This is a genomic window from Streptomyces sp. NBC_00461 (assembly GCF_036013935.1).
Lineage (GTDB): Bacteria > Actinomycetota > Actinomycetes > Streptomycetales > Streptomycetaceae > Streptomyces.
This window is the reverse complement of the sequence record NZ_CP107902.1, coordinates 8,256,974-8,281,196: the sequence shown is the minus strand read 5'-3', so window position 1 is coordinate 8,281,196 and position 24,223 is coordinate 8,256,974. Positions and strand designations below refer to the sequence as shown.

General features: G+C 72.1%; 26 protein-coding genes and 6 pseudogenes. 9 read left to right on the top strand and 23 right to left on the bottom strand.

Going from position 1 to position 24,223, the window contains the following annotated elements; all coding sequences use genetic code 11:
- Positions 1-15 precede the first annotated feature (15 nt).
- A pseudogene (locus OG870_RS38400) lies at positions 16-306 on the bottom strand (type I glyceraldehyde-3-phosphate dehydrogenase); the annotation flags it as partial.
- A 111-nt stretch (positions 307-417) separates the two neighbouring features.
- Between OG870_RS38400 and OG870_RS38395 the strand changes: the two are divergent.
- Positions 418-639, top strand: a complete 222-nt coding sequence (locus tag OG870_RS38395) for a hypothetical protein (protein ID WP_266525932.1) — start codon at positions 418-420, stop codon at positions 637-639.
- 155 nt (positions 640-794) lie between these two features.
- Here the strand turns inward: OG870_RS38395 and OG870_RS38390 are convergent.
- Both OG870_RS38390 and OG870_RS38385 read right to left on the bottom strand, forming a co-directional pair.
- Positions 795-908 (bottom strand): annotated as a pseudogene (locus tag OG870_RS38390) (arginine deiminase family protein); the annotation flags it as partial.
- Positions 907-1,323 (bottom strand): annotated as a pseudogene (locus tag OG870_RS38385) (amino acid permease); the annotation flags it as partial. The pseudogenes OG870_RS38390 and OG870_RS38385, both read right to left, overlap by 2 nt.
- A 362-nt stretch (positions 1,324-1,685) precedes the next feature.
- Between OG870_RS38385 and OG870_RS38380 the strand changes: the two are divergent.
- Positions 1,686-1,889 carry a hypothetical protein gene (locus OG870_RS38380; RefSeq protein ID WP_266591481.1) on the top strand — a complete coding sequence of 68 codons (204 nt, stop codon included), beginning with the start codon at positions 1,686-1,688 and terminating at the stop codon, positions 1,887-1,889.
- A gap of 418 nt (positions 1,890-2,307) precedes the next feature.
- The gene (locus OG870_RS38375) at positions 2,308-2,595 is read left to right on the top strand and encodes an SHOCT domain-containing protein (RefSeq protein ID WP_266525904.1); all 288 of its coding nucleotides are present in this window, start codon (positions 2,308-2,310) and stop codon (positions 2,593-2,595) included.
- 47 nt (positions 2,596-2,642) lie between these two features.
- Here OG870_RS38375 and OG870_RS38370 read toward each other — a convergent pair whose 3' ends face one another.
- From OG870_RS38370 to OG870_RS38355, 4 genes are all read right to left on the bottom strand, one after another.
- Positions 2,643-3,638: an Acg family FMN-binding oxidoreductase gene (locus OG870_RS38370; protein WP_327691960.1), complete on the bottom strand. Its 996-nt coding sequence runs from the start codon at positions 3,636-3,638 to the stop codon at positions 2,643-2,645.
- Between the two features lie 181 nt (positions 3,639-3,819).
- On the bottom strand, positions 3,820-4,260 hold the full coding sequence (locus OG870_RS38365) for a pyridoxamine 5'-phosphate oxidase family protein (protein ID WP_327691959.1): 441 nt from the start codon (positions 4,258-4,260) through the stop codon (positions 3,820-3,822).
- Between the two features lie 115 nt (positions 4,261-4,375).
- On the bottom strand, positions 4,376-5,050 hold the full coding sequence (locus tag OG870_RS38360) for a helix-turn-helix domain-containing protein (protein ID WP_266591475.1): 675 nt from the start codon (positions 5,048-5,050) through the stop codon (positions 4,376-4,378).
- Between the two features lie 231 nt (positions 5,051-5,281).
- Positions 5,282-5,908, bottom strand: a complete 627-nt coding sequence (locus tag OG870_RS38355; protein WP_266591473.1) for a hypothetical protein — start codon at positions 5,906-5,908, stop codon at positions 5,282-5,284.
- Positions 5,909-6,168: 260 nt separating this feature from the next.
- Here OG870_RS38355 and OG870_RS38345 point away from each other — a divergent pair, with 260 nt between their 5' ends.
- Complete coding sequence (locus OG870_RS38345; protein ID WP_405625558.1) at positions 6,169-6,696, top strand: Rv1733c family protein; 528 nt, start codon at positions 6,169-6,171, stop codon at positions 6,694-6,696.
- 139 nt (positions 6,697-6,835) lie between these two features.
- Positions 6,836-7,732, top strand: coding sequence for a pyridoxamine 5'-phosphate oxidase family protein (locus OG870_RS38340; protein ID WP_266592599.1), 897 nt, complete (start codon positions 6,836-6,838; stop codon positions 7,730-7,732).
- Between the two features lie 118 nt (positions 7,733-7,850).
- Here OG870_RS38340 and OG870_RS38335 read toward each other — a convergent pair whose 3' ends face one another.
- The 3 genes from OG870_RS38335 to OG870_RS38325 are packed head-to-tail and all read right to left on the bottom strand — an operon-like array spanning position 7,851 to position 11,919.
- Entirely contained in the window at positions 7,851-8,507 is a 657-nt protein-coding gene (locus tag OG870_RS38335; RefSeq protein WP_266525627.1) for a potassium channel family protein, read from the bottom strand.
- Positions 8,504-9,163, bottom strand: a complete 660-nt coding sequence (locus tag OG870_RS38330) for a potassium channel family protein (protein ID WP_266525626.1) — start codon at positions 9,161-9,163, stop codon at positions 8,504-8,506. Before OG870_RS38330 ends, OG870_RS38335 begins: the two co-directional genes overlap by 4 nt.
- Positions 9,160-11,919 (bottom strand): cation-translocating P-type ATPase, encoded by a 2,760-nt coding sequence (locus tag OG870_RS38325; RefSeq protein WP_327691958.1) that lies wholly within the window; start codon positions 11,917-11,919, stop codon positions 9,160-9,162. Before OG870_RS38325 ends, OG870_RS38330 begins: the two co-directional genes overlap by 4 nt.
- A 529-nt stretch (positions 11,920-12,448) precedes the next feature.
- On the opposite strand from OG870_RS38325, the pseudogene OG870_RS48310 reads away from it, so the two are divergent.
- Positions 12,449-12,754 (top strand): annotated as a pseudogene (locus OG870_RS48310) (nitroreductase/quinone reductase family protein); the annotation flags it as partial.
- A 62-nt stretch (positions 12,755-12,816) separates the two neighbouring features.
- Here the strand turns inward: OG870_RS48310 and OG870_RS38320 are convergent.
- From OG870_RS38320 to OG870_RS38295, 6 genes are all read right to left on the bottom strand, one after another.
- On the bottom strand, positions 12,817-13,143 hold the full coding sequence (locus OG870_RS38320; RefSeq protein WP_327691957.1) for a hypothetical protein: 327 nt from the start codon (positions 13,141-13,143) through the stop codon (positions 12,817-12,819).
- A 71-nt stretch (positions 13,144-13,214) separates the two neighbouring features.
- Positions 13,215-14,090 (bottom strand): universal stress protein, encoded by an 876-nt coding sequence (locus OG870_RS38315; RefSeq protein WP_266591469.1) that lies wholly within the window; start codon positions 14,088-14,090, stop codon positions 13,215-13,217.
- Positions 14,091-14,265: 175 nt separating this feature from the next.
- The gene (locus tag OG870_RS38310; RefSeq protein ID WP_266591467.1) at positions 14,266-14,676 is read right to left on the bottom strand and encodes a hypothetical protein; all 411 of its coding nucleotides are present in this window, start codon (positions 14,674-14,676) and stop codon (positions 14,266-14,268) included.
- Positions 14,673-15,173 (bottom strand): hypothetical protein, encoded by a 501-nt coding sequence (locus tag OG870_RS38305; protein ID WP_266591465.1) that lies wholly within the window; start codon positions 15,171-15,173, stop codon positions 14,673-14,675. Before OG870_RS38305 ends, OG870_RS38310 begins: the two co-directional genes overlap by 4 nt.
- Positions 15,170-15,397, bottom strand: coding sequence for a hypothetical protein (locus OG870_RS38300; RefSeq protein WP_327667560.1), 228 nt, complete (start codon positions 15,395-15,397; stop codon positions 15,170-15,172). The genes OG870_RS38305 and OG870_RS38300 overlap by 4 nt, the downstream gene beginning before the upstream one ends.
- A gap of 2 nt (positions 15,398-15,399) precedes the next feature.
- Positions 15,400-15,594: an ATP synthase subunit C gene (locus OG870_RS38295; protein ID WP_327692358.1), complete on the bottom strand. Its 195-nt coding sequence runs from the start codon at positions 15,592-15,594 to the stop codon at positions 15,400-15,402.
- Positions 15,595-15,913: 319 nt separating this feature from the next.
- Here OG870_RS38295 and OG870_RS38290 point away from each other — a divergent pair, with 319 nt between their 5' ends.
- Genes OG870_RS38290 through OG870_RS38280 form a run of 3 tightly spaced genes read left to right on the top strand, consistent with a single transcriptional unit; the run spans position 15,914 to position 18,104 of the window.
- The gene (locus tag OG870_RS38290; RefSeq protein WP_266591461.1) at positions 15,914-16,987 is read left to right on the top strand and encodes an aromatic ring-hydroxylating dioxygenase subunit alpha; all 1,074 of its coding nucleotides are present in this window, start codon (positions 15,914-15,916) and stop codon (positions 16,985-16,987) included.
- Positions 16,984-17,172 carry a hypothetical protein gene (locus OG870_RS38285; RefSeq protein WP_266525494.1) on the top strand — a complete coding sequence of 63 codons (189 nt, stop codon included), beginning with the start codon at positions 16,984-16,986 and terminating at the stop codon, positions 17,170-17,172. Before OG870_RS38290 ends, OG870_RS38285 begins: the two co-directional genes overlap by 4 nt.
- The gene (locus tag OG870_RS38280; protein ID WP_266591459.1) at positions 17,169-18,104 is read left to right on the top strand and encodes a PDR/VanB family oxidoreductase; all 936 of its coding nucleotides are present in this window, start codon (positions 17,169-17,171) and stop codon (positions 18,102-18,104) included. Before OG870_RS38285 ends, OG870_RS38280 begins: the two co-directional genes overlap by 4 nt.
- Before the next feature lie 134 nt (positions 18,105-18,238).
- On the opposite strand, the gene OG870_RS38275 is transcribed toward OG870_RS38280, so the two are convergent.
- The 7 genes and pseudogenes from OG870_RS38275 to OG870_RS38245 all read right to left on the bottom strand — a co-directional run.
- Positions 18,239-18,910, bottom strand: coding sequence for a GntR family transcriptional regulator (locus tag OG870_RS38275; RefSeq protein WP_266525490.1), 672 nt, complete (start codon positions 18,908-18,910; stop codon positions 18,239-18,241).
- A gap of 41 nt (positions 18,911-18,951) precedes the next feature.
- Positions 18,952-19,953 carry a proline racemase family protein gene (locus OG870_RS38270; protein WP_266525488.1) on the bottom strand — a complete coding sequence of 334 codons (1,002 nt, stop codon included), beginning with the start codon at positions 19,951-19,953 and terminating at the stop codon, positions 18,952-18,954.
- A 13-nt stretch (positions 19,954-19,966) separates the two neighbouring features.
- Complete coding sequence (locus OG870_RS38265) at positions 19,967-20,857, bottom strand: dihydrodipicolinate synthase family protein (RefSeq protein ID WP_266843231.1); 891 nt, start codon at positions 20,855-20,857, stop codon at positions 19,967-19,969.
- Positions 20,854-22,300: pseudogene (locus OG870_RS38260) on the bottom strand (FAD/NAD(P)-dependent oxidoreductase). The gene OG870_RS38265 and the pseudogene OG870_RS38260 overlap by 4 nt, the downstream one beginning before the upstream one ends.
- Positions 22,293-22,595, bottom strand: a complete 303-nt coding sequence (locus OG870_RS38255; protein WP_266843233.1) for a (2Fe-2S)-binding protein — start codon at positions 22,593-22,595, stop codon at positions 22,293-22,295. Before OG870_RS38255 ends, OG870_RS38260 begins: the two are co-directional and overlap by 8 nt.
- Positions 22,592-23,743: an NAD(P)/FAD-dependent oxidoreductase gene (locus OG870_RS38250; RefSeq protein WP_327691956.1), complete on the bottom strand. Its 1,152-nt coding sequence runs from the start codon at positions 23,741-23,743 to the stop codon at positions 22,592-22,594. The genes OG870_RS38255 and OG870_RS38250 overlap by 4 nt, the downstream gene beginning before the upstream one ends.
- A gap of 106 nt (positions 23,744-23,849) precedes the next feature.
- Positions 23,850-23,990 (bottom strand): annotated as a pseudogene (locus OG870_RS38245) (ABC transporter permease); the annotation flags it as partial.
- Positions 23,991-24,223: the final 233 nt, after the last annotated feature.

Here is a 24,223-nt window from a genome sequence, read left to right as displayed (position 1 = left end):
GGCGTCGGTCGCCTGTCAGCCGCGCGGCAGCCGGGCGGCGACGTACTCGGTGAGGTCGAGCAGGCGGTTGGTGTTGCCCCACTCGTTGTCGTACCAGCCGAAGACCTTGACCAGGTCGCCGTGCGCCTGGGTCAGCGGGGCGTCCAGGACGCACGAGGCCGGGTCGCCGACCACGTCGCGGGAGACTATCGGGGCGTCGGAGACCCGCAGGACTCCCTTCAGTGGACCGTCCGCGGCCTCCCGGAAGGCGGCGTTGACCTCGTCCGCGGTCACGTCCCGTTCGAGAACCACGCACAGGTCGGTCAGTACCCGGGCGTCTGGACGGCTCCGCAGCAGCCCGGCACGCCGGCCGCGTTCGTCCCCGGGTACTCGTGGGCGCTCACGGTGGCCCGCGTGCCCCCGGGGACGCCCACGGCCATGGCGCTTGCAGCCGCCTGGACCACGGCGGTCGTGTACGCGATCGCCGGTGCCGGAGTGCTGGCGGGCACCGGATGGTGGCCCACCGCAGCTCTGGTCGCCGCCTCGACCGGGCTTCTGCTGAAGGCTGTCTGGTTCGACCCGTGGCTCAGTGTCGGCGTGCTGCTGGACGTGGGCGTTGTCGTCGCGGTGGCCTGCACCTGGCCGGCCTCCGTGTACTGACGTCTGCTGAGCGCGCGCGTCAATCGTGCGGGACCACCGCAACCGGCGCGGAGGCGTGCTGCAGTGCCGCGTGCGTCACCGGTCCGCTCAGGTAGGAGCGGCCTCGCAGGTCGACGGTCGGGGCGATGGCCATGACGGGTCCTCGTGGTGTGGGATCAGGCGACCGGGTCGCGTTCGATCGGGCAGCTCATGCAGCGCGGGCCGCCCCGGCCGCGGCCGAGCTCGGCCCCGGCGATGGTGACGATCTCGATGCCCTGCTTGCGCAGATAGCACGGTGGTGATCACCTGGAAGACGCCGATGTTCCGCACTCCGGTGAGGTTGATCGCGGCCGGGATCCAGAGCCCGACCAGCGCGATGAGTACCGAAATCCCTGTCCTGTGACCGGTGTTGACGAACACCTCGACATACCCGACCCAGGCCACCACGATCGCGGCGTTCCCGGCCCACGCGGTGATCCAGTACGACCAGGCGTTCAGGAATCCCGCGAACTCCCGGAAGGCCTCGCGCGCATGGGCGTAGGGCCCGCCGCTCGCCGGTACCCGCTTCGACAGCGCCCCGAAGGTCACGGCCAGCGCCAGCGCGCCCACCGTGACGGCGACGAACGCCACCAGCGAGATCGGCCCGTACGGCGCGAGCGCCGATGGCAGGGCGAACACGCCGGTGCCGATGATGCTGCCGATCACGAGGGCGGATGCGGCAGGCAGCCCCAGTGCCGGGGGAGCGGGTCCCGCTCCGCTCCGTGTGGTTCTCGACATGGCTGCGCTCCTTGTGCGGGTGGCTGGGGATCGGTCGATCCGGGATCGATCCTTCTGGCGCAGCCCCGGCGGCGGTGAGCGGCCACAAGTCCCCGGTGCGGGCCCATTGGTCCCGGAGCCGGTTGCCCACCAGGGCCAGTACGTGGAACAGGGACCCTCGGCGCCGGTGTGTCGCCCCGGTCAGGTCGAGCGCGGGACCCGACTGGGCCCTCGGCATCTGTCGGAAGGCATGCACGGGAGCGCGTCATGGGAGCATCCGCATTCCCCTGTTCCTGGGAGGCCCGGTCCACGTGCCCTTCCCCCGAGTCCTCGCTCACCGCACACGCGGCCGCATCAACCGGACGACCCTCCGGCTCGCCGGTCGGCTCGCCTTCGCCGATCTCGAACACCCCGGCCGCAGCTCCGGCAAGGTGCGCCACACGCCGCTGCGTGCCTTCCGCACAGGCGACACGGCCGTGATCGGCGTCAACTCGGGCGGGAGTCCGACTGGTTGAAGAACATCCGGGCTGCCGGGAGGTGCCGGATGAGGCTGGGGGATGAACGGCTGGAACTGGGTGCCCGAGGATCGTTCCGATCGAGGAGGGCGTTCGCGGGATGCCGTGGTTGTTCGGTGTCGCGCTCAAGTACGTGGTCCGCACGGCGGAGTGCGTCGAACTGCCGGTCCTCGGCAGTGGGCCGAGAAACGGCCCACCCGGCCCATGAGGTGACCCCGGCGGCCCCTGCCCCGAACGGCTGCGACGGCCACAACCGTGGTCCCGGTGACACGACCGGGACCACTGTCCGTCGCCATGGGCAACCCGGCCCCTGCACATGCCTGCCGGGCAGCGGGAGCGTGGTGGTGACCGGGCACCCCGGTGCAGCCGTGTCCCGACTCCGGTCCTCAATGGTCCTCGCCGTCAGGAAGTGATCACCATGATGTTCTGGTACGACCACCACATGAGCGGCTGGGGGTGGTTCGGAGCATCCCTCGGCATGATCGTCTTCTGGGGGCTGATCATCGCCGCCTTCGTGCTGCTCCTGCGCGCCTTCGACCGCCCGCAGCCGACAGGGCCGCACCGCCCGCCATGGGCACCGCCCACGCAGGCCTCGCCCGAGCAGTTGCTCGCGGAACGCTTCGCGCGCGGCGAGATCGACGAGGAGGAGTACCGGCGCCGTCTGCAGGTGCTCCGCGCCGAGGGCGCCGACCTCACCAAACACTGAGGGCATCACCGAACACCGACCGCGCCGCGGGATCCACCGCGGCGCGGTCACACGATGTCGAGGACGTCGGCCACGGGCCGACGGGGTGTGTCCGGACCGTGAGGACCGTAGCCGAGGCGCAGCACCATCTGCACCTGGCCGGTGCCCTGCACCGGGTCGCGGGCCAGTCGGCGCAGGTCGATGCTTTCCAGCGGATGGGAGGTCAGGGAGGTGGCCAGGTCGGCCCGGGTGGCTTCGAGCAGGACGCGCTCCAGAGCCTGACCGGCGCGCAGCCAGTCGGCGGGCCCGTCGCCGGAGGTGCTCAGCAGGGCCAGGTGAGGCGTGTGCTCGAAGACGGTGCTGCCGCGGTCGGCCACCGCCCGGCGGGCCGCGAAGTCCCGCAGGGGAGCCTTGCCGTCCCGTTTGCGCGGCCCGAACGCGTACTCGGGGACGCCGTCGACGGCGGTGTCCGCCTCCGGTCCCAGCCGCGTCCAGCGCTCGAGGTCCTTCCGCATATCGGCGTCCAGCGCGTCACGGCTCTCCGCGTCGTGGGCGAGGTCGAGCAACGTCTCGACGTGCCAGGGGCGGGCGAAGAGCAGCACGCCGCCCTCCGCGGCCGCGGCCTGCTGCAGCCCGGCCTGTACATCTTCCGGGACGTCCTTCTCCGCGAAGGGGTGACGGCTGGTGTGCCGCTCCCTGATCGCGGGGTGCAGCCGAACGAGATCGTCCTCCAGGTCCGGTTTTCCGGCGGGGCCGACCAGCTGGACGGCGGCCATCAGCAACGGGTCCCCCGGCTCGGGCAGCAGCCGCGTCTGCGCGCCCAGACCCGCGTGGGCGGCGGCCACGCGCAGATTGAAGAGGGCCGCACCGCAGCCGATGTGCAGCGCCCGGTTGTCGGGGTCGGAGGCGGGCATGGCCCGCTCCGGGTCGGCGCGCAGCAGAAGGAGGCGCTCAGCGGTTTCGAAGCGGAAGCGCCAGGGCTGCGCGTTGTGCATGGACGGGGCTGCCGTGGCCTCGGCGACCAGCGCGATCACTGTGCTCTCGTCGAGCTGTGTCTGTTGCATCGCGTCCTCCTCACTCCGGACACCTGCCGAGCTCAACATGCCGGCGCCCTCGGTGCAAGGCGCCGACCGGCCCCGGGTCGGGGCCGGTCGCCCCTCTCCCGGTCCGTCCCGACGCGTGATCGGAGACGCTCGGCTTCACGCCCGCCCCGCGCGTGAGCGGCCTGCCGGACCGGTGATGATGTCAGGACGACAGGTCCACCCCGTAGAGACTGTGTCCGCCCACGAGTTCGCGGCCGGTGACCAGTTCGGGCTCGATGCTGACGAAGACCTCCTCGGGCGAGGGTGCCCAGGAGCGCGGGCCGGTCCGGAGCAGGCGCTGGTGCTCGTCCGGATCGGTCACGACTGTCGCCGATCCGGTGACGACTACGCTCCAGCCGGAGTGGGCGACCGCATCGACCTCGTCGACCTCGAAGGCGACCACCACGCCGTCGACCGCGCGGACCAGCTCCGAGGCCGCCGAGGTGCGCAACACGACGGCGCCGTCGGCGTCCACGCAGAAGTTGACGGGCAGCACCGCGGGCAGTGCGTGACGGGTGTGCACGATACGGCCGACGGGCGCCTTCGCCAGCAGACGCAGGCACTCCTGCCGTTCGAGTTCGCGGAAACCGTCGTTCGGGTACATGGGCCGGCCCGTCTCTCACCTGGGTACAGCGTTGGAGCGTTGTCTCCATCCTCCGCCGGGCCAGGGCCTGTGATGAGGGGCCAAGGGTCCCGGACGGGCCGGAGAACGTCCCGGGTCACACCGTGATGCAGCGTCCGGTGATGACGAGGGGATCGATGCGCACCCACTGGTCGCGGTCCCCGCCCGCCCACGGTGCGCTGCGCGCCCGATCGGCGAGGCGGCGTATGTCGTCGGGGTCCGTCACGGTCCGGGCGTGGCCCCGCACCAGCACGCTCCAGCCCCGGCTGAACGCGTCGTCGATGCGGTCGACCTCGAAGGCGACCTGGCAGCCGGACGACTGCGCAGGGGTGGAGCGGGACTCGGTCCGGAAGACGATCGCGCCGTCGACGACGCTGTAGTTGACGGGCACGACGACGGGCCCGGAGGCGGTGGGCACCGCGATCCGCCCCACGCCGTGCGTCGAGAGCAGGGCCCGGCACTCCGGGACGCTCAGTTCTCCGAAGCCGGGGCTGCGGGCGGCCTGTCCCAGCCCGCGCGGCAGCTCGGTGTCGCCGCCGGTGAGGTCCCGCACGGTGGTGCCCAGAACCGCGGTGAGTCTGAGGAGGACGCCTCGCCCCGGTGCGGCACCGGGGCGCTCCTCGAGGTACTGGAGGTAGCCCGGTGCCATGCCGGCCCGGGTGGCCGTCTCCCTCCGGGTCAGGCCGAGTTCCGTGCGGCGGGCGGCGATGCGGCGCCCGAGATCGCCGAGCGGAGGTCCCTCCACTGCCTGGGACCGTGCCTGTTCCCTCATGACCCGTCACTTCCTCTCGTCCGGTCGGTCGCCGACTCGGCGCCCGGATTGCACCTCGGATCCAGCTGTCCGGCTTGGGCTGGGTGCGCTTGGGCCGGTCGGCCCCCCGGAGCACAGCCGGACGGGACCAACGGGTCCGGGACTCCGCCCTGCTCCGACACAGGAAGAAGGCCGGGGCACTGTGGCAGCGCTGCGGCAGTGCCCCGGTCCGGGACGGTCGGCACTGTGAGGTCAGAGCAGCCAGCGGTTGCGGCTGACGAAGGGCAGGCGTGCCCAGATCCTGCCCAGCCCCCAGACGGCGCCGGCGCCCGCGGCCGCGAGGGCGATGAGGACGACGGCGTAGATGAGGTGGTAGTCGGCGAACGGGTTGGTCGACATGCTCGGCGACCCGTCGGACAGGTGCTTGGCGGGCGGCCACTCGGCCACCCACATCAGCGCCATCATCGCGGTGCCGGCCACGGCCGCGAGCCGCAGACCGATGCCCGCGACCAGGGCGACGCCGATGCCGAGCAGTCCGAGCATGAACAGCCAGTCCGCCCAGCCGGCCCCGGCCCAGTCGTGGAAGGTGGACTCCATCGGCCCTGCGGCGACCGAGCCGAGGAAGCCCTTGGTCGGCGAGCCGCCGTCGGTCCAGCCCTTGCCGGACGGGGTGGCGTAGCCGAAGCCGAAGGTCTTGTCGAGGAAGGCCCAAAGGAAGACGAACCCGGTCAGGACCCGGAGCCCGGCGAGGACGTGTGCGCTGGTCGCCGCCATGACGACGGCGGCGGTCCCGTCGGCGGGCCGCTGGGCCGCACCGGCCTTGCGCACGGACGGCATGTGGAACCGCACGTGACGGTGGGGCTGTTCGTGAACTGCCATGATGTTCATCCCTTTCAAGGGGTGACGCGCTGGATATTGATCGCTCGTGGCGCTTTTAATGTCCCGCTTCGTCAACCGGCCTCGCAGGGGCTGCGCGGCCCGCACTGCAGGGCCGAACGTCCCTGCAGTGCGGGCCTGTTCAGCCGCCGACAGGTCATCGGGCCGGCACGACGACCACGGGGCAGTGGGAACGGTGCAGCAAGGTGTGGGCGACCGGGCCCAGGCGCGGGCCGAGCCGGTCGGGGCGGCGCTGGGCGCCGATGACCCAGCAGGGCGTGCGCCGGCCCCGTACGAACTGTGCTGGTCTCGACGCCGACTTCGGGGTGTTTCTCCCGCAACTCGGCCATGGTGAAGCGGGATACCGCTGCCTCGCGAGCGCCGACGTGTTCGCGCAGCAGCGCGCCGAGCGCACCCCCGTACAGGCCGTACTCCTCACGGACGCACCCCGCGCGGCGGCGACGAGCTACCGGGCCCTCGCGAAGGTCCGCTGGACCCTCTCGGACGGCTCCACCCACACCGGCAAGACCCTGGTGGACGGCGGACGAAAGGCCGGATCCAGGATCGTGCTGTGGACAGACACGCAGGGCGACCCCACCACCCAACCGCCGAGCCGCACGGATGCGGCAGTCGAAGCGGGATTCCTGGGAGCCGCGTCAGCCCTCGCCGTGACCGGCGTGGCCTTCGGCGCCGGCGGTGCCGCACGCTGGTGGCTCGACCGGCGGCGCATTGACCAGTGGGGCAGGCAGTGGGATCTGGTCGGTCCGCGGTGGGGGCACAAGACGAGCTGACGGCGCGCCCCCGCCGGGGGCCGCTCGGACCTGGACCGGCCGGTCCTGGTCCCCGGGACGCGTGCTTCTCATACCGTGCGGCGACACGCCGCGCGTGGCACGTTGGGTAGAGCACCATTCCGAGGAAGCGGTGGCGATCATGCAAGCTCAACTCGGCGATCAACTCGTTGTCGAAAGCCCGGCCACCGGCGCAACCAAGCGCGACGGCGAGATTGTCGGACTGCACCACGAGGACGGGACCCCTCCCTACGACGTGCGCTGGTCGGACACGGACGAGGTGACGCTCGTGTTCCCCGGCCCGGACGCGCACATCCGTCACCTCGAGCCCCAGCCCGGGAGAACGGGTGAGCAGGCCGGTGCTCTGTCCGGCAGGACACCGCCGGGCCCAGCGCCCAACCCGGGTGACATCGGGCGACGCGTTGCCGCCGAGCGCAGGCGGCAGGGAATGACGCGGGCAGAAACTGCCCGGCGCGCCAGAATGGCGCCCGATTACCTGGCGTACCTGGAAGAACACCCGGCCGACCCGAGCCTGGCGAGCCTCATCAGGCTGGCCGACGCGCTCGGCACGAGCGCCGCGGCCCTGCGCGGGGGCGGCATCGATCTGCCACCGGGACAGGGCATTGCGCTCCTGCGCCCGCAACTGCAGGATCTCGGGCCCGACGAATGCCGTGCCAGGCTTTCCACCCACGGCGTGGGGCGCGTCGCGGTGTCGACACCCGATGGCCCGGCCGTGGTCCCCGTGAACTACGAGGTCGTCGACGACGCCATCGTCTTCCGGACCGCGCCGGGCTCGGCGCCGGCGGCGGCCGTGGGAGCGGATGTCGCCTTCGAGGTCGACCATGTGAACCAGGTCATGAGCCAGGGCTGGAGTGTGCTCGCCGTCGGTCCTGCCCGGGTTGTCACGGACCCCGACGAGGTGCGAAGGCTGACCGATCGGGCCCATACGGAGCCGTGGGCGGGGGGCGAGCGCGAGATGTGGGTGTCGATCCGGCCCAGGCGCCTGACGGGGCGGCGCATCAGTCCGGCCGATCAGTGAGTCGCCGCGGACTTCCGCACCCGGCAAGAGGCGTAGGGGAAGGCGGCCTTCGAGGTCGGCAACGAGCTCTCTGATGGAAACGGCAATCGCCACAGTACGGGAGCCGGGGGTCGGGCCGTCACTGGAAGGCGGCGTGGATCTCCTGTTCGGTGGCGGCGTGCGAGACGACGAGGAGTTCGTCGCCGGGCTGGAGTCGCACCTCGGGTGCGGGGACGGTGGGTTGGCCGTCACGGATGACGGTGACGATGACAGCGCCCGCGGGAAGGGTGACCTCGGCCAGCGTGCGTCCTACGGCGCGCGACTGCGCTGTGATGGCGGTTTCGATGACGTCGACGCCGGCCTTGCTCAGGCGCAGCAGGGCGACGGTGTCCGTGGCACCGGTGGCCTCCTCGATGAGGGAGATCAGCGGCGTGGCCGCGGGGACCGCTGTGTCGACGCCCCATTTCTGGTCGAACAGCCAGGAGTTCTCCGCGTCGTTGACGCGTGCCGCGACACGGGGCACATCGAACTGCCGCTTGGCGAGCAGGCTGATGACGAGGTTGTCCTCGTCGTCACCGGTCGCCGCGACGACGAGATCGGCGGCGAGCACGCCGGCGTGCTCGAGAACGCCGGGCTCACAGGCGTCCCCGACCACCAGGTGTACGGGAAGGTGGCCTTCGAGCTCGGCGACGCGGTCGTCGTCGATGTCGACGAGGGTGACGTCGTTGCGGGCCGCGGCGAGGACCTGGGCGATCTGGGTGCCCAGGCGGCCCGCTCCGGCGATGAGAGTCTTCATGTCCCCAGTTCCTTGTCCAGAAAGCCGCGCAGGCGGCCGAGCGCGGTGGCCGCGACGGCGAAGGTGACCACGTCCCCTGGCTCGACACGGGTGCTGTGGGCGGGCACGAGCGACCGTCCCCCGCGGGTGACCTCGACGACCCGGATCTCTCCGTCCACGTCGAACTCGGCCAGCCGCCGCCCGCTGAGGTAGGGCGGCAGCTCGGAGCGGACCAGCAGGCTCTCGCCGTTGCCGAAGGTGAGTTCCGGTGTGAGGTGGCGGTGCAGGAGCATCTGGTGGATCTGGTGCACGGTCCAGCGGACGCTGGCGATGGTGGGGATGCCGAGCTCGCGGTAGATGTCGGCGCGGCGCGGGTCGTAGATGCGCGCGAGGACGACGGGGACCCGGTAGGTCTCCTTGGCCGTGCGGGCGCTGACGATGTTGCTGTTGTCGCCCGAGGTGGCGGCGACGAACGCGTCGGCGTGTTCGATCCCGGCTGCCTCCAGCACCGTACGGCTGTACGCGTTGCCCTCGTGGAAGCCGCCGGGGAAGCCGGTGGGCAGCAGCCTGCGGGTCCTGGGCCGGCGGTCGATGAGCTGTACGTCGTGGCCTTCGGCGACGAGCTGGATGGCGAGCGCCGATCCCACCCGCCCGCAGCCCGCGATGATCACCCTCATTGCACTCCTTCCCTCCGGTCTGCGGGCCGACGGCGACGCAGCCACCACTTGCGGGTTTCCTCGGCAGCCAGCAGCAGTGCGCCGAATCCGGCGAGGACCGCCCAGTCGGCGGCGGCCAGCGGGGCAGTGTGGAAGACCGCCTGCAGGGGCGGCAGGTAACTGATGGCGGCCATCAACGCGATGCCGAAGCAGCCGGCGGCCAGCAGCCAGGGGTTGGACAGCAGGCCGATCCGGAACACGCTCTGCCGGTCGGTGCGCACCGCGAGCGCGTTGAAGAACTGGCTGACCACGATCCCGGCCTGGACCATGGTGATCGCCTCCCGGTAGACGGTGTCGTCCTCGGTGAAGTCGGCGTACGGGATGCCGGAGGCGTTGATGTGCCAGAAGAACACGGCGCACACGCCGAGGGCCTGGATGCCGCCGAGAAACAGGATCCGGCCCATCACTGCGGTCGAGAAGAGCCGTTCACGCTTCGCGCGCGGCGGCCGGTCCATGACGTCGGGCTCCGGCGGCTCGGCGCCGAGCGCCAGGGCGGGAAGGACATCGGAGCCGAGGTCGATCGCGAGGATCTGCACGGCGGTGATCGGGACCAGCGGGAACCCGGCGAAGGTGGCCGCGAGAATCGGAACGAGCTCGGCGATGTTGTGGCTGAAGAGGTAGATCAGGAACTTGCGGATGTTCTCGTAGACCGACCGGCCCAGGCGCACCGCGGTGGTGATGGAGGCGAACGAGTCGTCCAGCAGCACCATGACGGCGGCCTCCCGGGCGACGTCAGTGCCGGAGGCGCCCATGGCGACGCCGATGTCCGCGTGCTTGAGGGCCGGGGCGTCATTGGCGCCGTCGCCGGTGACGGCGACGACCTCGCCGCGCCGCTGCAGGGCGGTGACCACCCGCATCTTGTGTTCGGGGCTGACCCGGCACAGCAGCAGCTCGCCCGACTCGGCGAGCAGAGTGTCCACGGCATCGTCGTCGAGCGTGTCCAGCTGGATGCCGGTCACGACGGTGGGGTCCGGCTCCCGGACGATGCCCACCCGGCGGGCGACGGCTTCGGCGGTCAGCGGGTGATCGCCGGTGACCATGACGATGCGGATGCCGGCGTGCCGGCAGGCGTCGACAGCGGCGCTGACCTCCGGCCGGGGCGGATCGAGCATGCCGACCAGGCCCAGGAGGGTGAGGTCCGATTCGGCCTCGTCCTGGGTGGGACGGCCGTCGGGGAGAGGTCGAGACGCCGCCGCCAGCACCCGCAGTCCCTGGGCGGCCAGTTCGTCGTTGCCGCCGATCACCGCCGCGCGCAGTTCCTCGGTCAGCGGCTGCCGCTCCCCCTTCCAGAAGACGGCTGTGCAGCGGGCGAGCAGCTCCTGCGGTGCGCCCTTGACGTACGCCTGGTGGCCGCCGTGCGGGTCGCCGTGCACCGTGCTCATCAGCTTGCGGGTCGAGTCGAAGGGGAACTCCGTCACGCGTGGCGTGGACGCCTCTTCGGCTGCCGGATCGAGACCGGCCTTGGTGGCGGCGACGAGTATGGCTCCCTCGGTGGTGTCGCCGAGGACTCGCCAGCCCTCGTGGTCCGACGGCGGGACCATCCGGGCGTCGCAGCACAGTGCCGCCGCCCGGAGCAGCTCGCGCGCCGGCTTCGGGTCGGTCACCTCGCCGACGGGCGCGTACCCCACTCCGGTGACGGGGTGCAGGACGCCTCCCGCCCACACCTGGACGACGGTCATCTCGGCCTGGGTGAGGGTGCCGGTCTTGTCCGTGCACACGACGGTGGTGGAGCCGAGTGCCTCCACCGCCAGCAGCTTCTTGACCAGCGCGTGCCGGCGGGCCATGCGCCGTACGCCGATCGCCAGTGACACCGACAGCGTCGCGGGCAGGCCCTCGGGCACCATGGCGACCATCACACCGAGCGCGAAGACGAAGGTGTCGACGAGCTGCTCGCCGGCGGGCAGCCGCACGGCGAACAGCAGCGCCCCGATCGCCAGCGCCGCGCCCGCCACCCGGCGGGCCATCGAGGCGACCTGGCGCTGCAGGGGGGTCTTCTGGCGGGGCGCCGTGGCCGCGAGCCGGAAGATCCGGCCGAACTCGGTCTCGGCGCCCGCGGCGAACACCACGGCCTTCGCGGCGCCCGCCACAACGTCGGTGCCCATGAACACGCAGTTGCGGGCCTCCAGCGCCGGCCCGTCCGCCACCGGCTGGCGGGTACGGCCGACGGCGTCGCTCTCCCCCGTCAGCGCCGCGTTGTTCACCGAGACCTCATGCGCCTCCACGAGGCGGCAGTCCGCCGGTACCGCGTCCCCGGCCTCCAGGACCACGACGTCCCCGGGGACCAGGTCGCGGGCGGGCAGCTCCAGCCGCTCCCCGCCGCGCAGCACCCGGCAGGTGTGGGGCACCATCGCCTGGAGCGACTCGGCGGTCCGCTCGGCGGAGTACTCCTGGACGAAGCCGATGGCCGCGTTCAGCAGCACCACGCAGAGGATCGCCACGGCCAGCTGCAGGGTGCCCGTGTCCCGGGGTTCCTGAAGCACGTACGCCAGGAAGGTGATCGCGGACGCGATGACCAGCACCACCGCGAACAGGTCCGTGAACTGGCCGGCGAGGTCCCGCCACCAGCCCCTGCGCCGGGGCCGCGGCAGCTCGTTGGGGCCGAAACGCTCCCGCCGTACGGCCACGTCCGCCGGCGCCAGTCCCCGTGGTGAGGTGTCCAGGGCGGCGAAGACGTCCCGAGCTTCCAGGGTCTGCACCGCCGGGCCGCTGACCGTCACCGCGCGACCACACGCTTGGCCGTGGGCTCGGACGTCACGGCCCGGCGGGCCCCAAGGACGTCGAAGCGGTCGGCGTGGCGGGCGGCCATGTCCTCATCGTGCGGTCGGTCATTCCGGGCCGCAATCCCGGCACCCGGTATCACGTACGGTGCCCGCTGCAGCGCATGCGCGGCGTTCATCCCCCAAGAATCCGGGTTCCAGACCTCACGGGCGCGGGCCGTACGGCCCCGACGCAGGGCCGTTCGGCCCCTGCGGGCGACAGCAGTCCCCGCCTGGGCGCGGGTCCGGCGCAGCCGCACGCGGACCGACGGGCACCGGGCCGGATGCCGCCGTCCGGGGACTGACCGGCCCTGGCCGACGGGCCGTGAACGGGCGGAGGTTTGGCGGACGGGGGGTGAACCGTCCGGCTCCCGCCCGGCGCAGAGAGGGGACAAGCATGCTCACGACCAGACCAGCCGCATCCGAGTTCGGCGCCCGAAGGCGTGGCGCCACGCGGGAGTACGGTGACGTTCCGGGGTGGGTGTGAGACATGGGACGCGATGATTCCACCCGCCGACTGCACCGGTTCGACCGGTGGATGTACCGCGGTGGCCGCCCGGGCCGCCTGGCACGTGTGATGAACCGGCGGTCGGTGCTCGCCGCTTCGGCGGGGCTGACGCCGCGGCGCCTGGTCACGATGGAGGTGCGCGGGCGCCGTACGGGCCGCCGTATCTCGCTGCCCCTGGTGGTCGCGGACCATGAGGGCGACCACTATCTGGTGGCGATGCTCGGCGAGGACGTGAACTGGGTGCGCAACGTCCGTGCGGCCGACGGGCGCGTGGTGCTGCGGCACGGCCGCCGCGAGGCCGTACGTCTCGAAGAGGTCGAGGTCGGCGCTCGTGCGCCCGTCCTGCGCCGCTATCTCGCCCTGGCACCGGGAGCCCGGCCGCATCTGCCGGTGGACCGTCCGGCTCCGCTGGAGGAGTTCGACCGGATCGCCGTGCGCGGGCCGAGGGCGCCGAGCTGCGCACGGTGGAGTCCCGCTGCGCGCAGCGTCACCTCGCGGAGCTGGTGCGCACCGCCGAAGCCATCAACCGCGACGACCCCGGGCACGTCGCCGAACTGGTGCACTGGACCCGGGCCTCCCGGGACGGCCGTCAGGACGGCGTCCCCCTGGATGCCTGCGCGTGCGACCCGGACGGCACCGGCCTGGCCGGGCGCGACTTCCTCCTCCGCGCCACCCACACCCGGATGCAAGCCGAGCGTCGGTGCCGGGCCGGAGCACGGGCGCCGTCGGCTTGCTGTGGCCGCTCGTCTCACTCGTGGGGGACGACAGCGACGGGGCAGCGCGCGTGGTGGACGGCGGCGTGGGCCACCGAGCCCATGCGGGTTCCCAGGGCGGGACGGTGCTTGCGTCGGCCGACGACCAGCAGCCCGGCGCCCACGGCGGACCGTACGACGACCTTGGCGGGGCTTTCGAGACCGATGCTGTCGTCCACCGCCACGCCCGGAAACTTCTCGCGCCAGGGGCGGAGAACCTGGCTCAGGCTCTTCTGCGCGTCCCGCGTGATCTCTTCGCTGACATCGTGGTCCACACCCCAGGGAACGTGCGCATGCACCGGCACCCTTCGGCCGTGGACGGCTCGAAGGGGCACGCCCCGCGCCACGGCGGTGCCGAAGGCGAATGCGAGCAGGTCATCGCAGGGCCCCTGCAGTTTCAGCGCCACCACTACGCCGTCTGATGTACGCGCAGTGGGCGATGGCTCGTCCTCGCCGGTCGTGGCACGCACCAGAACCACCGGCCGCTCGACCCGCGCCACGACGGACAAGCTGATGTCGCCCAGGAAATAGCTCTCGACGGATTCCAGCCCACGCGAGCCGAGCACGAGCATCTCCGACTCCGACGCCGCGTGCAGCAGTGCGTCCTGGGCGTCGTCGGCGACCAGGCGCTCGTCGATGACGAGGCCCGGGTGGCGCGCCTGGAGCTCCGCCCGCGCGTTGTGCACGATCCGCCTCGCCCAGTAGTTCTGATCCACCTCCGCGGGTACGTCGGTAGGTTCCGGCACCAGCAGGGGCCACGCATGCAGCAGGCGCAGCGTGAGCCCCCGCCGCTCCGCCTCCTGGGCGGCCCAGCGGGCCGCGGAAAGACTCTCGGGTGAGCCGTCGAGGCCCACGGTGACAACTGGCTCCATGTCGACTTCCTCCGTCTCGTAAGAAGCTGGGAGGACGGTGAGCGTGAACGGCCTCTCCTTCGAGGATGACTCCATATCCCCCTGCGGCGCAGCCGCGCGCTTGCGCAGGCGACCGGCCGGGGCGCACTTCCTGTCCGGCGTCCGGGCCATGGGTTCGCCCTGCCGCCCACTGGCGTCAGGTGTCGTCCGCCAGGGCACGGGCGGCCCAGCGCCGGCGCACCGCGTCCTCGTGCTCGCTCTGTTCCAGGGCGAGATCGACGCGGGCCAGCGCCTGCTCCAGCCACGCGCCCGCTGCCGCCGGCGGGCGCAGCAGCCCGTCGAAGATGCCGCCCAGGAGCCCCGGTCCGAGCGGCGCCGACAGCGGCCTGCCGAGCGGGCGCACCGGTGCACCGGGGGCCAGGCCACCCGTGTATTCGTAGGCCTGGACGGTGACGACCCTGTCGCGGATCGCGACGACCTCCCCGGGCGGCCCGGCGTCGCCGAGCGCGACCAGGTCGCTCATCGCGGTGCCGCCGATGTACTCGGCCTCGACGAGCGGCCCGGTGACCCGCAGAATGCGGCCGCGGCCGTGCGGTTCGAAGGTCATGGCGCCCACAGCTCCTCCGCCTCCGTGCCGGTCCGCTCCAGTGCCCGGCGCGCGAACGCAGCCAGACTGCAGTCGAGCCTGCGACCCGCCGCCTCGCCGACCACGCCTCCGCCGAGGGCCTCGGTGATCCGGGCGTCGGGGCCCAGCGCGTCGCGGACGTACGCGGTGAGCCGGACACGAAGGCCCGGATAGGAATCCGTCCTGCGCAGGTCCCCGACGCCGCGTTCGACCCGTCGGCCCAGCTCCTCCCAGCACTCGCGGCGGGTGACGAGCTCGCGGGCACGGGCGGCCCTGCGGCTGCGGGCGCGCGCGGCGTCGCGGGCGGCCGCGGCGTCGGCCTCGCCGAGCCTGCGAGCCTCGGCGAGAATCGCCGCGGCCTGGGCCTCGTCGTCGGCCGCGGCCAGCAGGGCATCGGCCTCGGCCCTGGCGGCCCGCAGGAGCTGTGCCCGCACCGGGTCGAGCGCGGTGCCGGCTCCGGCCGGGGGCGGGGTCCTCATGGCGGCATCACCGCGATGAGCGGGCTCTGCCCGTCCACCGGCCCTTCGCCGAGTGCCTCGGCCGCGGCCGCGGCCGGTGTGACGATGACCAGTTCCACGTCCGGCGGGAGTCCCTGCCAGGCCGCATGCACGGCCTCCGGCTCCTCAGCGGGGCGCAGGAGCACGCCCGCGGACTCCAGTGCGAGGATGCGCAACCGTTCCCCGATCGCTGCGATGTGAGCCATGGTCAGGTCTTTCCGAGCAGGATGATGGCGACGACCAGGCCGTAGATGGCGATGCCCTCGGCGAGACCGACGATGACCATGGCTCGGCCGAAGAGTTCGGGGCGCTCGCTCATCACCGCAAGCGCGGCGGCCCCGGTGTAGGCGACGGCGATCGCCGCGCCGATGGAGGCGCCGGCGACCGTGAGGGCAGCGCCGATGAGCGCCGCGGAATCGGAGCCGGAACCTTGTGCGGCCGCGGTGGTCGTGTGGGCTTGTGCCGAACCACCGCTCAGCGCGACCGTTGACCCGTGGAACGGTCAGCATGCTCGATTCGACCCCGATTCGGCCCCGCAAGCGTGGGCCCAGAAAGGCACTTGTTCCGGTTTCAGCCGGAGCGGTGGAGCGAACTGAATACCACGTGGCAGGCAGCAAGCGGCTGACCAGGAACTTTCCGTCCGACGGAAGCCCTATTGCCGGAGTGAAGGCGACATCGTCATGGTGTTTCCGACACGACGTCGAGGATGACGGGACCCGCTCATGCCGCACATGACTGCTTTTGCCAGGAACCAGTGGTACGTCGCCGCCTACAGCCACGAGGTCGGGCGCGAGGAACTGCTGGGCCGCACGGTTCTCGACGAGCCCCTCGTCTTCTACCGGACCGAGGAGGACGGGACGCCCGTCGCGCTCGCCGACCGCTGTGTGCACCGCCGGTTCCCGCTGCACGAGAAGCCCAGCAGGCTCGACGGCGACCGCATCGTGTGCGGGTATCACGGGTTCACCTACGACACGACCGGTACCTGCGTGTACGTGCCCGGTCAGAAGCGCGTGCCGCGCACCGCCCGTGTCGCCTCCTATCCGGTGGTCGAGCAGGACTCGCTGGTGTGGGTGTGGATCGGCGACCCGGCGCTCGCGGATGCGCAGACCATCCCGCGGGCGCGGCACCTCGACTCCCCCGGCTGGACGACCGTCCGCGGAATGGAGCCCATAGCCGCCGACTACGGGCTGCTCGTCGACAACCTCCTCGACCTGTCGCACGAGACCTATCTGCACGGCGGCTACATCGGCACCCCCGAGGTTGCCGAGACGCCGATCACCACCGAGGTCGACGAGGGCGCGGGCATCGTGCGGGTCAGCCGGCACATGGCCGACGCCGAATGCCCGCCGTTCTACGCCAAGTCCACCGGTATCGATGGCCGGATCACGCGCTGGCAGGACATCGAGTACCACGCGCCGTGCCTGTATCTGCTGCACAGCCGCATCGCGCCGGTAGGTGTGGTGCCGGAGGCGGACGGCAGCGACCCGAACGGCTTCCACACCGAGATCACGTATGCCATCACGCCCTCCACCGACGGCCATGTGTACGACTTCTGGATGGTCTCGCGCGACTGGGCGATCGACGACACCGAGGTCACCGAGTTCCTGCGGGGCAACAACCACACCGTGGTCATGCAGGACGTCGACGCGCTCAACCTGCTGCAGAGGACGCTCGGTACGGAGCGCACCGGGTACCAGGAGCTGAGCATCAACATCGACACCGGCGGCCTGGCCGCCCGCCGTATCCTCGCCCGCCTGGTCGAGGAGGGCGACAAGCCTGTGGAGAAGGTCCTGTGAGCACGCCCACCGGCGAGATCTACCGCATCGACTGGCTGCCGGGCACCGACACCCTGCACGGCACCTGTCACTGCGGCGCCCAGCACACCGCCCAGGACCCCATCGAGATGTGGGAGTGGATGCTCGGGCATCCCGAAGGACACGACCAGCCCGAAGGGCCCCGGCCGCAAGGAAGCAGCTCATGAGCGCGTACGAAGCCGAACTCGTCGTCGACGGCCGGGAGTCGGCCGCCGACGGCGTGCTCGCCCTCACCCTCCGCCACCCTCTCGGCGAGGACCTGCCGGCCTGGGAGCCGGGTGCCCATGTCGACGTCGTACTCGGGCCGGAGCTGGAACGGCAGTACTCGCTGTGCGGCGATCCCGCGGACCGTTCGGTGTGGCGGATCGCCGTGCTGCGGGAGCCGGACGGGCGCGGTGGATCCGCCCATGTGCACGAGCAGTTGGGGCAGGGCGACAAGGTACGGGTGCGCGGTCCGCGCAATCACTTCCGGCTGGAGCCGGCTCCTCGGTACCGGTTCGTCGCGGGCGGCATCGGCATCACCCCGATCCTCCCGATGCTGGCCGCGGCGGAGGCTGCGGGAGCGGAGTGGACGCTGCTGTACGGCGGTCGTACGCGCAACTCCATCGCCTTCACCGAGGAGTTGGGGCGTTATGGGGACCGGGTGACCGTCTCCCCGCAGGACGAGACCGGACTGCTGGACCTCGGCTCCGCGCTGGACGACCTGCCCGAGGGCACCCTCGTCTACTGCTGCGGCCCCGGGCCGCTGCTCGACGCGGTCGAGGAGCGGTGCCCGACGGAGCGGCTGCGCGTCGAGCGGTTCTCGCCGAAGGCCCAAGTGGGCGTCGAGAACAGCGAGTTCGAGGTGGAGCTGGCACAGAGCGGGCGTACCGTCACGGTCGCTGCGGACGTCTCCGTGCTGGACGCCGTCCGTGCCGCCGGTGTCGAGGTGCTGTTCTCCTGCACCGAGGGCACCTGCGGCACCTGCGAGACCGACGTACTCGAAGGCACGCCGGACCACCGGGACTCGGTGCTCACCGACGCCGAACGGGAGAGCGGCGAGACGATGATGGTCTGTGTGTCCCGCTGCCGTGGGAAGCGGCTCGTACTGGACCTGTGATCCCGGGGTTCGGCGCCCGAGCACCCGGGCTGCGCCTCGCCGGACTGCGGACCCCCGTGTACGAGCGGATCCAGTCGGCGAAGCGCGGGGTTTCGCGGGAGGCGGTCACGGAGAGGGCAACTCGCCGCCGTATCTCAGTGGGCGGCCCACAGGCCCCGGACATGCCCGAGGTGCCGGGTCATCACCTCGCGCACGGCCTCGGTGTCCTGGGCAAGCAGAGCGTCGAGGAGTTCGAGGTGCTCCTCGGCCGAGGCCCTCAGCCGCCCCGCCTCGACCAGCGCGGTCAGCCCGTACAACCGCGAACGGCGCCGCAAGTCCCGTACGACCTCCACGAGATGGTCGTTGCCCGCGAGGGCCAGCAGCCCCAGATGGAAGCTCACGTCGGCCTCGACGTACTCGATGAGGTCGCCCTTCGCCGCCGAGGTGACGATCTCCATCGCGGCCGGGCGCAGCGCCCTGAGGTCGTCGGGGTCGGCGGTGGTCGCGAGGCCGACGACCGTCGGGATCTCGATCAGGGACCGTACGTGGGTGTACTCGTCGAGCTGCCTGTCGGAGACGGCGGTGACCCGGAAGCCCTTGTTCGGAACGATCTCGACCATGCCCTCCTTCACCAGTTCCAGCATGGCCTCGCGCACGGGCGTCGCGGAGACGCCGAGACGGGGTGCGAGGGCCGGCGCCGAGTACACCTGGCCGGGGCGCAGTTCACCCGCGACCAGCGCGGCCCGCAGCACGTCCACGACCTTTTCCCGGAAGTTGGGCTTCCTGCCGCCGAGCGAGGGGAGGGCAGGGCGGTGCTGCTCGGCCATGGTGATCGTCCTCCTTGGGTCACCGGACATTATCGGGTCGCCTACAGCACGAATCCCGCGGGGAACGGGTCCTCCGGGTCCAGCAGGTACTGGGCGGTGCCGGTGATCCACGCCCGGCCGGTGAAGCTGGGCAGGACGGCGGGACGGCCGGCGACCTCGGTGGTGCCGAGGAGGCGGCCGGTGAACTGTGTCCCGATGAAGGACTCGTTCACGAACTCGGTGTTCAGGGGGAGTTCGCCGCGCGCATGCAGCTGGGCCATGCGCGCGCTGGTGCCCGTACCGCAGGGCGAGCGGTCGAACCAGCCGGGGTGGATCGCCATCGCGTGCCGGGAGTGACGGGCGGTGGAGCCGGGGGCGAGCAGGTGGACGTGGTGGCAGCCGCGGATGGAGGGGTCCTCCGGGTGGACGGGCTCCTCCTGGGCGTTGATGACGTCCATCAGGGCGAGGCCGGCGGCGAGGATGTCGTCCTTGCGGGTGCGGTCGAAGGGGAGGCCGAACTGGTCCAGCGGGAGGATGGCGTAGAAGTTTCCGCCGTATGCCATGTCATACGTCACTGACCGCCCGTCAGGAAGCGTGGCCTTGCGGTCGAGTGCCACCGCGAACGACGGCACGTTCCTCAGCGTCACCGCCTTGGCCGCGCCGCCCTCCACAGCCACCTCGGCGACCACCGGTCCGGCCGGGGTGTCGAGGCGGATCGTGGTGACCGGTTCGACGACCTCCACCATGCCGGTCTCGACGAGCACGGTCGCGACGCCGATCGTGCCGTGCCCGCACATCGGCAGATAGCCGGACACCTCGATGTACACGACGCCCCAGTCGCAGTCGGCGCGGGTCGGCGGCTGCAGGACGGCGCCGCTCATCGCGGAGTGTCCGCGCGGCTCGTTCATCAGCAACTGCTTGATGTCGTCGCGGTGTTCGCGGAAGTACAGCCGCCGCTCGTTCATCGTCGCGCCGGGGATGGTCCCGATCCCGCCGGTGATCACGCGGGTGGGCATGCCCTCGGTGTGCGAGTCGACGGCGTGCAGGACGAGGGTGCTGCGCATGTCCGGCCCTCCGTCACACGAGTCCGGCCGCGACGGCCTTCTCGGTGGCGGCGCGGACGGCCGCCTCCTGTTCGGGCAGCAGCGGCACGCGGGGCGGTCGTACCGGGCCGCCGTACCGCCGCACCACGTCCATCGACAGCTTGATCGCCTGTACGAACTCCACCTGGGAGTCCCAGCGCAGCAGCGGATGCAGCTGCTCGTACAGCTTCTTCGCGGTGGCCAGATCGCCGTCGACGGCCGCGTGGTACAGCTCTGCGCACGCGGTGGGCAGGGCGTTCGGGTATCCGGCCACCCAGCCCTTCGCACCCGCGATCGCGAGCTCCAGCAGGACGTCGTCGGCCCCGATCAACAGGTCCAGTTCCGGGGCGAGTTCGGCGATCCGGTAGGCGCGGCGGACATCCCCGGAGAACTCCTTGACGGCGCGGATGTGCCCCTCTCCGTGCAGCTTCGCGAGGAGTTCCGGTACGAGGTCGACCTTGGTGTCGATCGGGTTGTTGTACGCCACGACCGGCACCCCCGCCTTCGCGACCTCGGCGTAGTGGGCGAGGACCGAACGCTCGTCCGCGCGATAGGCGTTGGGCGGCAGCAGCATCACGGCGGGACAGCCGGCGTCGCGGGCCTGCTCGGCCCAGCGGCGGGCCTCGGCGGACCCGTACGCGGCGACGCCGGGCATGACCCGCTGTCCGCCGATCGCGCCGACGGCCGTCTCGACGACCTTGGCCCGCTCCTCGGGGGTGAGCACCTGGTACTCCCCCAGCGAGCCGTTGGGGACGACCCCGTCGCAGCCGTTCTCGACGAGCCAGGCGCAGTGCTCGGCATACCTGTCGTAGTTCACGGAGAGGTCGTCGTTCAGGGGCAGCGCGGTGGCGACGAGGATGCCGCGCCAGGGGCGGTGGTCGGTCATGAGGGTCCTCCATCGATGGGGTGTTCGTCCTCACCGGCGAGGACTGCGGCCATGGGGTGTTCGTCCTCGCGGGCGAGGACTCCGAGCGGTACGGGGCACGCGAACGGCCGCCGGGACGGGGTGAGTTCGCATCCGGCGAGCCCGGCGACCGCGGGTGCGCACATCCGGCCCTGGCACCAGCCCATGCCCGGCCCGGGTCAGCAGCTTCACCGTGCGCGGATCGCCGGCGCCGAGCTCCGCCACGGCCGCCCGGATCGTGCCGCCGGTGACCTCCTCGCAGCGGCACACGACGGTGTCGTCGGTGACCTGCGCGGCCCAGTGGGCGGGCGGGGCGTACACGGAGTCGAGCGTGGCGGAGAACTGCCGCAGTCGTGTACGGGACTTCACGGCCGCTGACCATGCGCGCCGGTCGGGCGCGGCCCCGCCGAGGTGTGCGGCAACGGAGCATCCGGCGATGTGGCCCTCGGCCAGCGCGAGGGCCGAGCCGCCGATGCCGGTGGCCTCCCCCGCGGCCCACACGCCGGGTACGTCGGTGCACTGTTCGTCGTCGACGTGCACGGCCATGCCGTCGAGGCGGCAGCCGAGGGCCTCGGCGAGGTCGGTGTGCGGGAGCATGCCGTGACCGACGGCCAGGGTGTCGCAGGGGATGCGGCGCTCGGTGCCGGGCCTCACCCTCCCCTCGCCGTCGAGCGCGGCGACGGTGACCGCCTCCAGCCGGTCGGTGCCGTGCGCCTCGACGACGGTGTGCCGGGCGAGGGTGCGCACCCGGTGCCGCAGCAACCGGGCGGCGTATCCGGCCCCTTCGGCGACCTTGCCCGGCTGTGCCGCCAGCGCCCGGGTCCGCCGTACGAACGCCCCGGCAGCGGCGGATTCGACGAGGGCCGCGACCTCCACTCCGGCCGCGGCGAGGCCCACCGCGACGGGCAGCAGCAGCGGTCCTGTCCCGGCGACCACTGCGGTACGTCCGGACACCGCGAGGGTGCCCTTGAGCATGGCCTGGGCCCCGCCCGCGGTGACGACGCCGGGGAGGGTCCAGCCGGGAAAGGGCAGCACCTTCTCGTACCCTCCGGTGGCCAGGAGCACGGCGTCGGCGCGCACGGTCACCGGGGTCTCCTGCTCGGGGCCGAGCAGGGCGTGCACGATGAACCGGCCGGAGTGCCGTTCGACGAACCAGACATGATGGCCCGTCAAGTGCCGTACTCTGTCGGCTTTTACGTGCGAGTCCAGCCCGTCGCGCAGGCGCTCCCACGTCCGCCAGTCGTGGTGCAGCGCCTGTGGCCGGCCGGCGCGCAGTTCGGTGGCGGGCTGCCGGTAGAACTGGCCGCCCGCCTGCCCGGCCGAGTCGAGCAGGGTGACCGCGACGCCGTGCGCCGCGGCGGCCACGGTCGCGGCCAGCCCCGCCGGGCCCGCGCCGATCACGGCGAGGTGCGGTCGCTCAGCCATCGTGACCGGTCCCTTCCTGCGTACGGATCGCGTCGCCCGGCTGCACGGAGACCAGGCAAGCCCGTTGGCCCGGACGGTCGTTGACGGTCACCAGGCAGTCGAAGCAGACGCCGATCCCGCAGAAGACGCCACGCGGACGTCCGGCACCGCGGGTGGTGCGCCAGGATGTGATCCCCGCCGCCCAGAGCGTGGCGGCGACCGTCTGGCCGGGCACCGCCTCGATCTCACGGCCGTCCAGCGTGACCGTGAACGACGGGCGAGGGTGGGCCCCGGCCAGCTCCAGTGGGGAGTTCACACGGCCTCCTCGGGGAAACGGTCGGGGCGCAACGGTGTCAGGTCGAGGTCGGGCGTCTTCGCGGCCAGCACCTGCGTGATCAGGTGGCCGGTGCCGGTGGCGAGCCCGATGCCCGCGCCCTCGTGCCCGCAGGCGTGGAAGAGGCCGGGGACTCGTGGGTCGGCGCCGATGGCGGGCAGGTGGTCGGGCATGTACGGGCGGAAGCCGGCGTAGGAGCGGATGACGCGGACGTCGGACAGGAAGGGGAACAGCCGGGTGGCGCCCGCCGCGAGGGCACGCACGGCGGGCAGCGAGAACGTCCGGTCGAAGCCGACCCGTTCGCGGCTCGCGCCGATCAGGATCGGTCCCGCTGCCGTGCCCTCCACGACCGGCGAGGTCTGCAGCGCGGCCGAGTCGCTGGCCACGTCGGCCACGTAGTCGGCGGCGTACACCTTGTGGTGGATCAGGCGCGGGAGCGGCTCGGTGACGAGGACGAAGCCGCGCCGCGGCAGAACGGGCAGGAAGGTGCCCGCGAGCGCGGCGAGTTCGGCGCCCCAGGTGCCGGCCGCGTTGACCACCGCCGGGGCGTGGATGTCGCCCATGTCGGTACGAACTCCGAGCACCGTACGGTCCGTTGTGCGCAGGAAGCCGGTCACCGTCCGGCCGGTGAGCAGGCGGGCGCCCGAGGCCCTGAGGAGGTGGGCTGCGGCCAGGGCGGGCATCACCTGGGCGTCCTGCGGGTAGTGCACCGCGCCGGGAAGGCCCGGGGCGAGCCGGGGTTCGAGGCCGTACAGGGTGTCGCCCGCGACGGTTTCGGCGACGACTCCGGCCGCGCGCTGCCCGGCGGCGAAACGCTCCAGCGCGGTGAGGCCGCCGGGTGAGGTGGCGACCACGACGCCACCCTTGGGCTCGTACTCGACGGCCTCGCCGAACTCCTGCGCCAGCTCGGCCCACAGGCGGTTCGAGAGGAGCGCGAGGTCGAGTTCCGGGCCGGGCCCCTTGTCGGACACGAGGAGGTTGCCCTCCCCCGCACCGGTGGTGCCGCCGGCCACCGGGCCACGGTCCACGACGACTACGTCCAGGCCCGCGCGGGAGGCGTACAGGGCACAGGCAGCGCCCACCATACCGGCGCCGACGACCACGACATCGCAGGTCAGAGGCCGACCCACGTCAGTACCATGTCACATAGCGCTGACTTCACATCAGTACTATGTCACATACCGCCTGCCCTGAGAATGGCCTGGAACGGCCCGCAACAGCAGCCCAGACCAGCGCTCACACCCGGCTCCCCGTGGCCGTGTCCGCCGAGAGCCGCTGAGCCACGTAGATCGGGACGACGGACAGCAGCACGAGCACGGCCGCGACCACGTTCACCACCGGTGCCTGCTGCGGGCGGGTCATGTTGACGGACCACCAGCGGAGCGTGAATCCGGGCGGCGGCCAGCCGGCACTGCGGTCGGGGCTGAGGGAGTTGACGAGAACGAGCAGGAGCCGCCGGGGCCGGCCCACCTGGTGAACGCGCGCGGCCGGGTGACCGCCTCCGCCGACCCCGCGCAATCTCGCCGGATCCCTCACCAGGGGCCCGGACTTCGCCGCCGTGCTGGAGCGGGGGCGGCCCGCACGGTTCCGCGGCGCACGGCTGGTCCCCT